Here is a 13,012-nt window from a genome sequence, read left to right as displayed (position 1 = left end):
AAAAGCAAGCGAAAAGCGCCCGTCAGAGAATGCTCTGGCTCAAGTCGAGGTATTCCGAGTCTTCCCAAAGCAGACCTGTCTGCTCGGCATAGAGATCCAGTTCTGGACCCAAAACAAAAAACTGATCGGCCCGTAAATCCGGCCTCACGAAATCCCCCTTTCCGCAGGCTCGCATTCTCTCTCGTGCCTTTGGCGGCACCGTCACCAGATGCGTTTGCAGAATGCGTGCTATCTGTCCGGACGAAATCTGCGGCTCGTGCAGTTGCGCCACGGCTTTGATGGCTTCCTCATCACGTGGAATGATAACGGGAACCATGCCGCTTTCGATCATGCGAAACTGTTCGGCGACGGTCCGGAAGTTGAAATTGGTGCTGTTCCCTAACAGGCTGAAACTCTTGCAGATCCCCTTTGCGTCCAGCCCTGCATCGACGCGCCAATAGACTTCCTCAAAATAGCGCTGGATGGCTTCGGGGGATTGCAAATCTTCAACCTCCGCGCGCATCCGCGCCATATCCCCGATGAGCCCTGCAATCTCGGCCGGGGGCGCATAGCCATCGGGGGTAAACACAGTGACCTGCCCCAGTGCAGGTAGCAGTTCGCCATTCCGGTTGACGCGGCCCGCCACCTGCACGATCTGGTCCAGACCGGCCTCGGCCCGCCATGCCATCGGAAAGGAGACATCCACGCCCGCCTCGATCAGGCTGGTGGAGATTACACGGCAGGGCAGCCCCTGCGCCAGCCGCTGCCGGATCTGCGCAAGGATGCGCCGCCGGTGCGCGGCGTATTGACGGGTGGACAGATGGAACAATCCCTCAAGGCCCGTCGCTTCGCGCCACAGGTCCAGAGCATGCGCCCGGCTGTTCACAACGACGAGGCCCTGATCAACACCGCGCAGGGCGCTTACCAGCGCCGTATTGTCCATGATGCCACCGTGGCCAATCTCCACCCGTTTCAGGCGCCGTGCCAGACCGGAGGGGTCCGGCGCCAGCTCGCGACCTGCAAGGGCGAGCCCGCCCTTTAACGTCTCGCCAACGGCAGGCTGCGTCGCGGTACATAACACGATCGAGCATCCGAACACCCGCGCCAGACTGTCCAGCATCGCCAGACAGGGCAGCAGCAGCGGGCGCGGGATGGTCTGCGCCTCGTCGAGTATAATGACGCTGCCCGCAATATTGTGCAGCTTGCGCGCCCGGCCTGGACGCGCCGCGAACAGGCTCTCGAACAGCTGAACATTCGTCGTGACCACGACCGGCGCCGCCCAGTCCTCCATCGCAAGGCGCAACTTGTCGCGGCCTTCATGATTTTTGTCGGCCTCAATTGCAGAATGGTGCTCCAGAATGTTTTGCTGTCCGAAAATGTCCCGAAAGACCGCAGCTGTCTGATCAATGATCGAGGTGAAAGGGATTGCGTAGATAATCCGGCGGTGCCCGTGCAGGCTCGCGTGATCAAGCGCAAATCCCAGGGAGGCGAGGGTTTTACCGCCTCCCGTTGGCACTGTAAGCGTGAAAACTCCGGGTGCCATCCCTGCCCCGCGACGCACATGCGACAGGATATCACGGCGCAGCGCGTTGATCTCACCTGTCGGCTGAAACTGGTCCATATGTGTGTCAAACTGCGTGATCATCTGCGGCAAGACCTGTGCCAATAACGGCCATTCGCGGTCTTTCGCTCCGTCAAACTCAGCGTAAAACGCCTCCGTGTCACGATAATCGGCATCAACGAGGCAGGAGAAAAGCATGCGCGTGGCGACAGAGATGTCAAAGGCCCCAGTATTTTCGTTACTTCTGCCGCTCTCAAGAAGGCTCATCAACTCATTTGACAGTCCCGGCAGCGTCTGTGGAACGTCATCCCGCCAACCCGCATGCAGCGCATCTGCATATCCCTCCAGCCGCCGGCCCATGCTCGAGGGCGCAGACGTATTGCGATCAGGCAAGCCCGCATGGTGCCCAAGGATCGCATAAGCGATCATCTCGCGCGGAATCGCCTCTTGCGAGAGCGTGGACGCCATCAGTACAGAAGCGCCCGCAGTAGAGTGATCAACCCGGTTTTGCTCGCCCCGCAACTTGCGCTGAAAAGCAGGGTCGTATTTGCCAAGATCGTGATACAGCCCCGCAGCATAAGCCGCCTGTTTCAATCCGAGGGGCGATGCCCGAAACGTCGTAAGTTCAGCCACTTGTGTTAAATGATCGACCAGAGATTGCCATTGTTCTTCGCTCCGGTCTTTTACGGAATGCGCGTAATTTTTACCCATACAGACCGTTCCTCAAATCATGCCAACGCGTGTCGCGTGTATTTCAGAGCGCCAAAGCCTGGCCCGTGCCCGATTACAGCACGTTGAGCCGCCGCCAGAAAGCACTGAATGTGGTGGTGTCAGACTAATTCGAACTCGTCTCTACTAGGCCAGTAGTGCTGTCCTTTATGCCGCGCAAAGGCCGCGCCACTCGGCAAGAGCGGCGGTTCGTGAGCGCTTAGAATGAACTCTTGGGAAAGGCTGCGATCCTGATTGAAGTGGTTGAAAACAGATGCGTGGACGGAGACAAATTTCTGTAAACTTCCCATTCGGCGAAAGCGGTGCATGGCGCGTTCTCGTCGTCGAAACGGTAGATGAGAATTCTCCGCTCGATTGTTTTTCCAGCGCCCGAAATCCTGTCTCTGCGCATTGCCAATTTCTTTCATCGCCGCGCCGTAAGACCGAAGGCGATCGGTCACGATGACATGTGGTGGACCAAAGCGCTTCATCACTTTTCTGAGGAAATTCAATGCCGCTTTGCGATCACGGCGCTTAGTGACGTAGCTTTCAAGCACCTCACCTTCGTGATCAACCGCGCGCCATAAATAGTGACGTTCACCGTTGATTTTTACGAAAACTTCATCCAGATGCCACTGCCAGTTTGAATAAGCCCGCAGTTGTTGAATCCGTTTGCGACGGATTTCCGGCGCGAACATCGGACCAAATCTGTTCCACCAAAACCGGACAGTTTCGTAGCTAACATCGACGCCTCTCTCGTGCAAAAGATCCTCTACATTGCGCAGTGAAAGAGGAAACCGGACGTACATCATCACCGCCAGGCGAATGATTTCTGGGCTGGTCTTGAAATAGCGAAATGGGGAGCGTTTTGTCATCCGTAGATGCTAGATCAGCGCCCTGCCCGTCTCAAGCGAATTTAATCTGACACTACCTTTGGTCATCCTGAGACGATAAACTACCACCCTGCCCGGCTCAAGCTAGTTTGCTCTGACAGGACCCCAATGTGGCCACGCCCCGCGTGTCGATCAACAGGCCGGATACATATGAGCGACTTCCGAGAACATGTTAAAAAAGTCATTTGCAAACAGAAGCCGGTACATACATTGGGCCGGTTGCGATTGTCATTTTTTCAAATCAGCGGCACCTAAGTGCTGACACCGGTTCGCTACTTGACTATGAATCGCGCTAAATGCGGCTAAGAATTGGAGAGCTGGTGTGCGCAATGACATCTCGGATTTAATTACCTTCATCAGTCAGGATGATCTTTGGTCTGGGCGCTTGCAGGAAGTCGTGGCAGAGCACTTGATGCCAGCTCTTGATGAATTTGACCTTGAATATGATGACCTGCCCGAAGTCTTGGGGGAGCCTTGGCCAGGCGTGTTATGGGGATGTGGTTTCGAAGATTTTCTGAGCCGCCAGTACGAAGACGACAACATCGTCGACCTTTACCTCAAGCGACGCGGCTGGAACGAACCAGCTGCCAATCGCGAATATTTCGGAGCTCTGCGAGATACACCAGTTCGCCTTTACGAAGTCAGTGGGGTTCAGCCTGGAGTCTCGATGGTGCTTGGGGATTTACTTGGAGATACAAAGCCCGTCACGGTGCTTGAAGGATCGGCAACGCAGTCATTGAAGCAATGGGACCGTATTGTCGTTCGTGTCATTGCTGAAAACGACGCCCATGTGATTTCGGGTGCGCTCCTGGCCTTTTCTCAAGAGGCCGTTGCGTTCTTGATTGATGGTTTGTCCACCGTATTGAGCGTCGATAAAAATGATGAGCTTTCACTTACGACAAAGCAGCTTTTGAAATGCGCGCCAATCTTCACCAACGCTTGGCTCTTCACCGCCCTACCTCGAGCGCTTTCCGAGGAATTGCCCGAACTCAGCAACGCGGATGGCGAAGACATTATGTTTCATGACCTGAGATTCCCATTTGAGACAGGCGTTACGCAGAAGGAAGTTTCCCTTTGCTTGAACGAGGCCAATTTCTTTGCCGCCGATGGCGCACGTTGTTGGACTTGGCTCGCGCCACACAGCAGTAAGGCCCCAAGGGAGAGAGATGGTCTGATGTTGGAATCGCAGACAGACGGTCGCACTGTGCTGGGTCATCTGGAACTCAAAGGTAAAGCTCTTCTTATCAATGTGAACTCGTCCGCTCGTGCGGACAGAGTGCGTAACTTAGTGATGAACGCGGCGGGCCAACATCTAAAGCAACCTCTGACCACCATCCGCACAGTCGAACAGATGATGGCTGAAGAGCAAGTTGAGTCAGACCTGGAGGATGCTGACGAAATTCCACCGGAGATCGCACGTCAGATAGTTCAGGAGCACATGGACCAGCATTATCGCGAAACGCTTGATGCGCCGATACCAGCTTTAGGCGGTAAGTCACCCAACCAAGCGGTGCGAAGCAAAGCGGGCCGTGCGAAGGTGGTCGACTGGCTAAAAAAGCTGGAGAACAACAGCGCTAAGCATCGGAATGACGCAATCGAAGAATACGATTTTGGCTGGATGTGGGCGGAGCTAGGTCTGCAAGAACACCGAAAGTAAGGTGGCTGGCACGATGAGTTGGAATGCTGCGCGACCGCTCAACAAACTCTTCGGGGAAGCTGCAATGCGGCAGCGTAGCACACAATGAATGGTTGGATAGGGCCGATCATCGCAAGCGGTGCTGTCAGACAAATTCGAACTCGTCTCAGCTAGGCCAGTGAAACTGCCCTTTATGCCGCGCAAAGACCGCGCCACTCAGCCAGAGCAGCGGTGCGGTTGTTCTTGAAATGATCTCTTTGGGAAAGGCTGCGCTCCTGATTGAAGTGGTTGAAAACCGACGCGTGAACGGAAACAAATTTCTGTAAACTTCGCATTCGACGAAAGCGATGCATGGCACGTTCTCGTCGTCGAAAAGGGAGGTGAGAATTCTCGGCTCGATTATTTTTCCAGCGCCCCGTCTCCTGTTTGGCCACATTCACGATGACTTTCATCGCGGCACCATATGAACGCAATTTGTCGGTCACGATGACATCCGGTAATCCATACCGTTTCATCGATTTCTTCATAAATTTAAGGGAAGCGACCTTATCCTGGCGCTTAGTGACAATGCTTTCAAGCACCTCACCTTCGTGATCAACTGCCCGCCATAGGTAATGCCGTTCTCCGTTAATCTTCACAAAAACTTCGTCCAAGTGCCATTGCCAATTTGAATAAGAACGTAATTGTTTGACGCGCCGACGGCGGATTTCTGAAGCGAACATGGGGCCGAAACGGTTCCACCAAAATCGAACGGTTTCGTGGCTAACGTCGATCCCTCGTTCGTGGAGTAAATCTTCCACGTTTCGAAGTGAGAGTGGAAATCTGACGTACAACATCACCGCAAGACGGATAATCTCGGGGCTCGTTTTAAAATAGCGGAATGGAGAGCGTTTTGTCATGGCCCAAGGCTAGTTACTTGCCTTGCCCCACTCAAGTCAGTTTCCTCTGACACTGCCGTGGTTGGGATTTGAGCGAAAATCATGCAGCTGCGCAGTTGAGCCGATTCTAAAAAGCTGGATGCCATTTGACCGATCTCTCGACGAGTTTTTACGCACGTCCCTACCACTTGGCGCACTACAACTATTTCGAACTTGCGTATTTCCGCCGACGTCCGGGGTGTAAAGAACGCTCAACCCATGGCAACTAAAGCGTCAAGTAGCCCTGACATTAACTTATTGTAATTGATCTAAATTTCAGGCTTTTTGAAATCCTCAATTTCACACCCATCCCTAGAGACCACCATGCCACTTCCACCTTAGGCTGTATAAAATCTGTTGCCAAAACCATAATCTGTGGCCTAGAGTTCTTGATATAACAAAATCGGCTGCGCATTTTTTTAGCGCTCAAATCATAAATTTCAGGCTCTGTTTTTAGGGGCATTTGGGGGGCGATATGAGCTATCAAGCACCTGGCGTTTACATCAAATACGTGACTGACGGCCCGCTGACAATCCGCGCCGCATCAACGTCCGTAGCGGTGTTTATCGGCGCTACAAAAATTGGCGGATCCGTGGCAGCGGACAAAAGCGTCAAAGCCACAAGCATCACCAACGCCCGCGACTATGCCAACGCGTTTACCACCCTTGGGTCTAGCACAGGTCCCGTTTCTCTACCGACCACGAACGATCAAGCGGTCGATCACATGGGAATGGCCATTGCCGGATTCTACGCTAATGGTGGCGGGTTGGCTTACGTAGTTTCCACAAAGTCGGATGTCGCATCGGTTGCCGCAAGTGGCGATTTCAAACTGGTCAACGGCGCAATAGAGCTTGCTTTTACGGCCATCGCTCTTTCGGCTGGGGCTTGGGGCAATGATGCGGCCATCGCATTTTCTGCGTCAGACAGCGGTGCCGGGTATGTTGATATCGAGATTACACTGTCGTGCCATTCGGACGCAACAACACCCGCCCCCAAGGTCGAACGCTACCTTGGCATCGCGATAGAAGACGTTGCAGATCTGCAGTCTTCTATCGTGACCTTCACATCCATCACCACGGATCCCGCCACAGAGCTGGACACCGCGGTCGCTGCAGCTTCAGCCACACTGGCACTAGAAGATGGCACCAACAGTGCCGCAGGCGCAGCAAGCTATGCCGAGATTTTCGAAGAGCTTAAGGGCATCGATGACATCAGCTTGATTACGCTTCCTGATCTGGAATGGAACACCGCTGGTAAGCCGTCGATTCAGGCTGGTATTGCGCATGCGCAGTTCATGAAGGACCGAATGGTTCTGGCCCAAACCGAAGACGCCGTTGCGGACTGGGCCAACGCAGGCCTGCCGACAATTGAATATGCCTCTTATTACCATCCCAAAGGCACTGTTGTGCTGAAAAACGGGGCAGGAGAATCAGTGACAGCCACAACCGGATTGACTGGACATCTTGCCGGAATTATCGCCCGCACCGATGCCGACAAAGGCGCGTGGACTGCGGCGGCGGGCACCCATGCCGACGTACGTGGCATTGCTGCGCTGACAAAGTCCATCAGCCAGTCCCGTCAAGGTGCCATCAATTCCAACAACGTCAATGCCGTCCGTTATATCAACGGAACCCCCACGGTTTGGGGTGCACGCACGCGCCACGTCAGTGGCATTTATGAATATCAACCGGTCATGCGCACAGCCTTCCTGATTGCCGACAGCCTGCGCGGCGCGCTGCAACAAGCTGTGTTTGCCAAAAATACCGAAGTGCTTTGGGCCAATCTCAAGGCCAGCGTCTCGGGTTTTTTGACTGGCCTTTACAGCCAAGGCGCCTTTCAGGGCAACACGCCATCTCAGGCCTTTGAAGTTGCCTGTGGCTTAGGCGAATCCATGACGCAGGCCGAAATTGATACGGGCCTGCTGCGCGTCACCGTCCGCTTTCGGGCGGCCAAACCCGCCGAGTTTATCGAAGTTCAAGTGGAACAGCTTTTTGCCGATTCTCTCTAAATTAATTCTATATAAAACAGGAGGTTAGGATGCCAGACGTTCTGCAATTACCGCCGCTTCCCACGTTCAAATTTCAAATCTATTTTGTCGAGGATGGCGATCAACCCATCGCAGGCGTGACCAAGATGGGCGCCCTCAAACAAAAGACCCAAAATGTGGCATTTCGCACAGGCGGCCACGCATGGAATTCTGCCGCCCAGATAGCCGCCGGTGTCGAATATGATCCGGTGACATTCGAACAAGGGCTTGGTTTGGACGATGGCCGGTTCGAAAACTGGGCTTTGGCTGCCAACAACTGGAAAGATGGTCAAGCGGGCCACAAACCGGAAGCCTTCCGCAAAGATTTGCGCGTCGACATCATGAACCTCTCGGGTGAGGTCAAACTGACCTACATCCTCGCCAGTTGCTGGGTCAGTGAATATCAGGCGATGCCAGAGTTTGATGCGGGCAACACTAACACGCTCGGCGTAAGCAGCTTCACCGTTCAGCTCGAAGGATGGCGGCGCGCCAGTTAAGGGGGTGGTCTGATGCAGAGTTCGATCCCAACACATACTGCCGTTACCTATCCATTTGGCTGGCAAACCCTGTCATGTCAATGGGAACAGCTGGATTATGCCGCACGGCTTTCTTTAGCTGATTTTGCGATGGCCGAAACGCCCCGCTCAGCTCGGATTTCGGGACTTTTGGCGTTGGTCTATGATTTGCCAGAAGGCGGGTTTGATCCCGACAGACTTAGCCTGATCGACCGCACTGCTGCGCTCTTTTCAATTGCTTGCCGCATCGGGTGCTGGCCTGCCCGTTTTGTCTGTCGCTGTACCGCCTGCGATGTCCCATGCGAGCTGCGTGTGCGGCCCGATGAATTCGCCTACGAACCCGGCACGGCCTATAGCGTCGATGTCGCGGGGTGCGGTTTTATGCAGCCCAACGGCCATCACGAAGCACTGCTTGAAGATGGACAGGATCTTGCGGTGCAAAGCCTCGCGATCGGCACCGCAGATGCGCAAGACCTAGACGAAACATTCGCCACATTGGAAACAGGAGCGCCAAAATTTACCGCTGCCTTGCCTTATGCTTGCTGCGAATGTGGCGCCAAAAACGTGTTTTGGTTTGATCCGCTGGACTGGATTGCGCGTCATCTGCGTGGATTGCTGCGCGAGGTGCACATTCTAGCAAAAACCTACCATTGGTCAGAGCCGGAAATCCTCGCGCTTTCTGCGGCACGGCGGCGCAGCTACCTCACAATGATCGGGGCAGGATCATGAACTTTCGCGATCACCTCAGCGCGCTTGCCCGTGGGAATTACGGCACTGGTCCAGTGGCCAAACCCCTGCGCACCACGCCTTTTGGACCCGATCCAGTTGAAATTTACAGCGAGGAAACGTTTGCACCAACCCAATCGGCTGGCCGTTTCGACGCCACCTTCGCCGATCCTTCTCAATCGCCAACGTCACTTTTACCGCCGCAAACACCCTCGGAAAACCCTGCGCCACGACCTTTCCCCATGACTTCTCAGCCACAGGTCACATCCCCTTCGGCCTCTCCGGCACATGACGCAGGTGACATACTGTCCCAAACAATTTTCCAGTCCGAGCCCGACCGCCGAGCAGAAGCGGCGTCGGGGTCAACCCCGGCCAACCACCCGATTATGCAAGCCACTGCGCCGCAGCCCGACCTATCGCTGGCGAGGAAACTGCCCGACGTTCTTGGTTATGACCCCGTGCCCCAAGTTCAGCGTTCGGATTGGGCTCAAGACATCACAACAGATCTGGCGCCGCCCGATGGGTCGGCGCGACATCTCCCTCGTGACACCTCGCATTCTTTCAATTTTGAACAGGCTGATACCGATCCAGTTCCTAACGCAACGCCCCCGGCAAATGCTACCAAAGTGCGCACCCCTTCGGTGCAAGCACCGCCCACAGGTCTTAGCATCGGCGAACTTAACATTGTGATGCTGCCGCCAGATTCGTCTGCAGCACCAACCGCCGCACCGCAACTGCGTCGGGGCATCCCGATCAGTCCCAGCGCTGCCCGCCGTCGTGCGGGCATTGGTCGGCTTTAGGTCATGGCCGGTGCCGCTCATATTGCCGAAGTCATGAACGCCGTCCGGCAGCGTATTCTGACCCTGCGGGACATGTTTGAACCGATCACGCTTGCTGTCGAAATTGCCAATCCCGCGCAAAAACACCCGCGCGCAGCAGATGCAGACGCCCACCTAGTGACCTTGTTTCTGTACCGGATCGAACCAGACCATACTGCCTTTCTGGCCAGCCCTAAAAACGGAATGGCTGTGCGCCTCAAGGTGATGATTACCGCGTACGGTGGGCAGATGGATGGCGTGTTAGAAAGCATCGGCACGCTGGAAATGCGCATCCTGTCGCATATTATGCGCCTGTTTATAGAAGCCCCCGATATTGGACCAATTCGCGTTCCCGAAACCCTGCCCATCGGGCCCATGGCTGGATTTGTCACCAATGGCGTCGCCGTTCAGGCCCAACAACTCAGCCTTGATATGGAAGAGGTCAACCACATCTGGACGACCCAAGGCGACACTCCATTTCGCACGTCGCTGGTTTATTCATTCAACTATGCACTGGTGACGCCACTGACCCCTAGTGACGAAGGTCCGCCAGTGTTGATGACCAATTCATCCGCCACCCCTGACTATGACCCCAATCCAGCACCGCCACTGGTGAATATGGGCGCGTTGGCGTTTCGCGTAACAACGCTGGGGCAACCGAAATTGTTGCCCACCACCACGGTGCTTGTCGGTGGTGGCAACATCGACTTGGCGCTGCTGCTGGTCACCGAAAGCCCTGAGACATTTGACCTTGTCATCGAACAATTGGATACGGCTACGGGAATATGGGGTGCTACGGCTGGAACACCAGCGCAGATCGTTTCGTTTGCCTACGAAGCCCTGAACCCCGCAGCGGTTCCCGCAGGCACCCCCGTCAGCATTCCGAACCCTGCTGCGGCTGCGGTGTTCAAGCTTTCAGTCCGGCATCCGGTTGATCCCGACGATTATGAAATCGGACCCGTCACACTTGTGGTGGAGGCCGCGCCATGAACAGCCATTCTGGACCCAGACCTGATACCGACATTGATGCCGCCCTTACAGCCGAGATGAACCGCGTCGAAGCCTTGATGCAGGCGGTAAGCAGGCATCGGGGTGGAAAATCAATGGGTGCCGCGCCGCGATCCGCACTGGCCGCAGCACAAGCCGCAGTCGCCATCCACCGCCAATCCGGTGTGTTTGCCGATCTGACGGCAAAGGCTCCCTGTGTTGATCCTGATCTGGCTCTCGATTGTTTGATGATAGTGGCGCTGACAATCATCCGCCCATCCAAAGCGTGGAGCCTGCAGGCTTTGATCCCAGGCGGCAGCGCCGATTTTGCGATGACGCAGGGCTTGATCCACGAATTACTGATGCCCGATGATGATCACGAGGGCCGTCTGTCCCGTGCGCTTGCACCGCATGGCGACTTGATCTGCAATGGATTGCTGCGCGCTGAAGGGGCTGGTCCGACACGGCAATTGCGCCCCGGCTTTGCACTGGCACGTTTCATCGCCGGATCAGAGGCCGCGTTGACTCCGCCCGATGGCGTCCGCCTTGTTTTTCAGCCCGGTGATCCGGTGCAAAAGATGTTTCTATCGCCACGGATCGGCCAACGGCTGGCCGAGCTTGAATCGCTGGTGCGGCTTCTCGCCAGCCGCGACACGGGCATGGCAGGGCCTTCTGCGTTGTTCACTGGCGGGCCCGGTACGGGTAAATCACTGGCCGTCCTGCATATGGCACACCGCCTGAAACGGCCCCTGTACCAAGTCGATCTCGGACGGGTCGTCAGCAAATGGATCGGCGAAACAGAACGCAATCTAAGCCGCGTTTTTGGTGAGATGAGTGGCACTGCAGGCTGCATACTAATTGACGAGGCCGACGCGCTTTTGGGCAAAAGGGTCGAGGTAAAAGAAAGCCGCGACCAACATGCCAACGTCACAGTGAGCCATCTTCTTAGCCTGCTGGAACGCCACCGCGGCCCGGTGTTCCTGACGTCCAACCTGCGCGGTAACCTTGATCCCGCCTATATCCGCCGCTTTGCCTGCGTGGTTGATTTCCACCGTCCCACCAAGTCCGTGCGTCAGCAAATTTGGGGCCATGCACTGGCCCGCGCTGCGCCCGATCTGGACAGCGCGATCTGCTCCGATTTGGTGACGCAAAGCGCCCCGATTGAAATGAGCGCCGCAGAAATTTCTAATGCCGCAGTGGTGGCCGTCGCGCTGAGCGAATACCAGCGCCACGATTTGACCGCCAGCGATCTGGCCCGCGCGATCATGCTTGAAAAAACTAAAGGTGGTATGACGTTCTCACGCGAGGATTTGGGACCACTGGCCGCCTTCTGGTATCCGGAGGATCCAGTTTGAAAATTGATCGTATGACCATCCAGATGCAGGGCACCAAGCCACAGGCGCAGCAATTCGCACGCCATCTTCAAACCGAACTGAAGCGGCTAAACTTGCCAGCCCAATCCGGACACCTAGCGCATCTGTCACTGCCCGCATTGACCATTCGACCGGGCGAAGGCCCTCAAATCTTGGCCCGCCGCACTGCAACGGCGCTTTTGGCCGCAACCAAAAGGCAGGGCCAATCATGAGCAAACGCGCCATTGGAAAACTGGTTGAATACAACCTTAGTCCGGACGCCATTGTGCTGCCGTTCCAATACAATCCGGAATCCATGGCCCGCACCCGTGGCACCGAGGTAACGATCAATAACACCCCTGGCACCGGCAGCTCTTTTGCCTTTGCTACACCGATGCAAACCCCGCGGATCATGCAATCGGCAAAACTGCAGGACGAGACCCTAAGCGTCGAGGTTCTGTTCTCGGCAGGGGATTACATGGACCGAGAAGGGTTCAGCATCGGCGCCACGGGCCTGCAACCGGTGCTCGACAGCCTGCGTTTGTTGGTCGAACCACGGTCGCAGCAAGTTGGCGGATTGCGGATGATGTCGGAACTGGGGCTGACAGGCGGTCGGGCTTTCGAACGTGACGTCACGCCGTCTGTTGTGCTGTTTTACTGGGGCGCAGAGGTGCTGCCTGTTGTCATGAAAACAGTCAGCTACACGGTTGACGAATTCTTGCCCTCGCTCGCGCCAATAAAATGCACGGCCCAGCTTTCAATGCAAGTAATCGAAGCCCATAACCCTTTCATTTTCCGCGACAGGTTGCGCCAGCAAATCAGTTCGGCGGTGCTTAAGGGCAAACCCGGCTTTGAACCTGCCTCGGCATTATTCAAACAGTTCGGGGGTTAACA

Annotated in this window: 11 protein-coding genes and 1 pseudogene; 9 read left to right on the top strand and 3 right to left on the bottom strand. The window is 55.6% G+C overall.

What is annotated here, in order from left to right; genetic code table 11:
* Positions 1–22: 22 nt before the first annotated feature.
* Both RC74_RS12245 and RC74_RS12240 read right to left on the bottom strand, forming a co-directional pair.
* Positions 23–2,251, bottom strand: coding sequence for a CRISPR-associated endonuclease Cas3'' (locus tag RC74_RS12245; protein ID WP_039004707.1), 2,229 nt, complete (start codon positions 2,249–2,251; stop codon positions 23–25).
* Positions 2,252–2,416: 165 nt separating this feature from the next.
* Positions 2,417–3,123 (bottom strand): annotated as a pseudogene (locus RC74_RS12240) (IS6 family transposase).
* A 340-nt stretch (positions 3,124–3,463) separates the two neighbouring features.
* Here RC74_RS12240 and RC74_RS12235 point away from each other — a divergent pair.
* On the top strand, positions 3,464–4,798 hold the full coding sequence (locus RC74_RS12235) for a DUF7986 domain-containing protein (protein WP_039004705.1): 1,335 nt from the start codon (positions 3,464–3,466) through the stop codon (positions 4,796–4,798).
* 170 nt (positions 4,799–4,968) lie between these two features.
* Here the strand turns inward: RC74_RS12235 and RC74_RS12230 are convergent, their stop codons facing one another.
* Positions 4,969–5,676, bottom strand: coding sequence for an IS6 family transposase (locus tag RC74_RS12230; protein WP_039004704.1), 708 nt, complete (start codon positions 5,674–5,676; stop codon positions 4,969–4,971).
* A 493-nt stretch (positions 5,677–6,169) separates the two neighbouring features.
* On the opposite strand from RC74_RS12230, the gene RC74_RS12225 reads away from it, so the two are divergent.
* From RC74_RS12225 to RC74_RS12190, 8 genes are read left to right on the top strand one after another with little or no spacing between them, the layout of a single operon-like run.
* Positions 6,170–7,702: a phage tail sheath family protein gene (locus tag RC74_RS12225; protein WP_039004701.1), complete on the top strand. Its 1,533-nt coding sequence runs from the start codon at positions 6,170–6,172 to the stop codon at positions 7,700–7,702.
* Between the two features lie 29 nt (positions 7,703–7,731).
* Complete coding sequence (locus RC74_RS12220) at positions 7,732–8,217, top strand: phage tail protein (RefSeq protein ID WP_039004700.1); 486 nt, start codon at positions 7,732–7,734, stop codon at positions 8,215–8,217.
* Between the two features lie 12 nt (positions 8,218–8,229).
* The gene (locus RC74_RS12215; protein ID WP_039004698.1) at positions 8,230–8,964 is read left to right on the top strand and encodes a hypothetical protein; all 735 of its coding nucleotides are present in this window, start codon (positions 8,230–8,232) and stop codon (positions 8,962–8,964) included.
* Positions 8,961–9,761, top strand: a complete 801-nt coding sequence (locus tag RC74_RS12210; RefSeq protein WP_039004695.1) for a hypothetical protein — start codon at positions 8,961–8,963, stop codon at positions 9,759–9,761. Before RC74_RS12215 ends, RC74_RS12210 begins: the two co-directional genes overlap by 4 nt.
* A gap of 3 nt (positions 9,762–9,764) precedes the next feature.
* The gene (locus RC74_RS12205; RefSeq protein ID WP_039004694.1) at positions 9,765–10,769 is read left to right on the top strand and encodes a Pvc16 family protein; all 1,005 of its coding nucleotides are present in this window, start codon (positions 9,765–9,767) and stop codon (positions 10,767–10,769) included.
* Positions 10,766–12,121 carry an ATP-binding protein gene (locus RC74_RS12200; RefSeq protein WP_052275160.1) on the top strand — a complete coding sequence of 452 codons (1,356 nt, stop codon included), beginning with the start codon at positions 10,766–10,768 and terminating at the stop codon, positions 12,119–12,121. Before RC74_RS12205 ends, RC74_RS12200 begins: the two co-directional genes overlap by 4 nt.
* Positions 12,118–12,351, top strand: a complete 234-nt coding sequence (locus RC74_RS12195) for a hypothetical protein (RefSeq protein WP_039004693.1) — start codon at positions 12,118–12,120, stop codon at positions 12,349–12,351. The genes RC74_RS12200 and RC74_RS12195 overlap by 4 nt, the downstream gene beginning before the upstream one ends.
* A complete protein-coding gene (locus tag RC74_RS12190) occupies positions 12,348–13,010 on the top strand; it encodes a hypothetical protein (RefSeq protein ID WP_052275159.1) in 663 nt (220 codons plus the stop codon). The genes RC74_RS12195 and RC74_RS12190 overlap by 4 nt, the downstream gene beginning before the upstream one ends.
* Positions 13,011–13,012: the final 2 nt, after the last annotated feature.

The sequence above is a fragment of the Falsihalocynthiibacter arcticus genome (genome assembly GCF_000812665.2).
GTDB classification, from domain to species: domain Bacteria; phylum Pseudomonadota; class Alphaproteobacteria; order Rhodobacterales; family Rhodobacteraceae; genus Falsihalocynthiibacter; species Falsihalocynthiibacter arcticus.
The sequence above is the reverse complement of the archived record's forward strand: the minus strand, read 5'-3'. Positions and strand labels throughout refer to the sequence as shown.

What these genes read in the sequence shown, in the direction of transcription:
- RC74_RS12200 (WP_052275160.1), top strand. Translation starts at nt 10,766, where the DNA reads ATGAACAGCCATTCTGGACCCAGACCTGATACCGACATTGATGCCGCC.
- RC74_RS12230 (WP_039004704.1), bottom strand. Translation starts at nt 5,676, where the DNA reads ATGACAAAACGCTCTCCATTCCGCTATTTTAAAACGAGCCCCGAGATT.
- RC74_RS12220 (WP_039004700.1), top strand. Translation starts at nt 7,732, where the DNA reads ATGCCAGACGTTCTGCAATTACCGCCGCTTCCCACGTTCAAATTTCAA.
- RC74_RS12215 (WP_039004698.1), top strand. Translation starts at nt 8,230, where the DNA reads ATGCAGAGTTCGATCCCAACACATACTGCCGTTACCTATCCATTTGGC.
- RC74_RS12245 (WP_039004707.1), bottom strand. Translation starts at nt 2,251, where the DNA reads ATGGGTAAAAATTACGCGCATTCCGTAAAAGACCGGAGCGAAGAACAA.
- RC74_RS12205 (WP_039004694.1), top strand. Translation starts at nt 9,765, where the DNA reads ATGGCCGGTGCCGCTCATATTGCCGAAGTCATGAACGCCGTCCGGCAG.
- RC74_RS12190 (WP_052275159.1), top strand. Translation starts at nt 12,348, where the DNA reads ATGAGCAAACGCGCCATTGGAAAACTGGTTGAATACAACCTTAGTCCG.
- RC74_RS12225 (WP_039004701.1), top strand. Translation starts at nt 6,170, where the DNA reads ATGAGCTATCAAGCACCTGGCGTTTACATCAAATACGTGACTGACGGC.
- RC74_RS12210 (WP_039004695.1), top strand. Translation starts at nt 8,961, where the DNA reads ATGAACTTTCGCGATCACCTCAGCGCGCTTGCCCGTGGGAATTACGGC.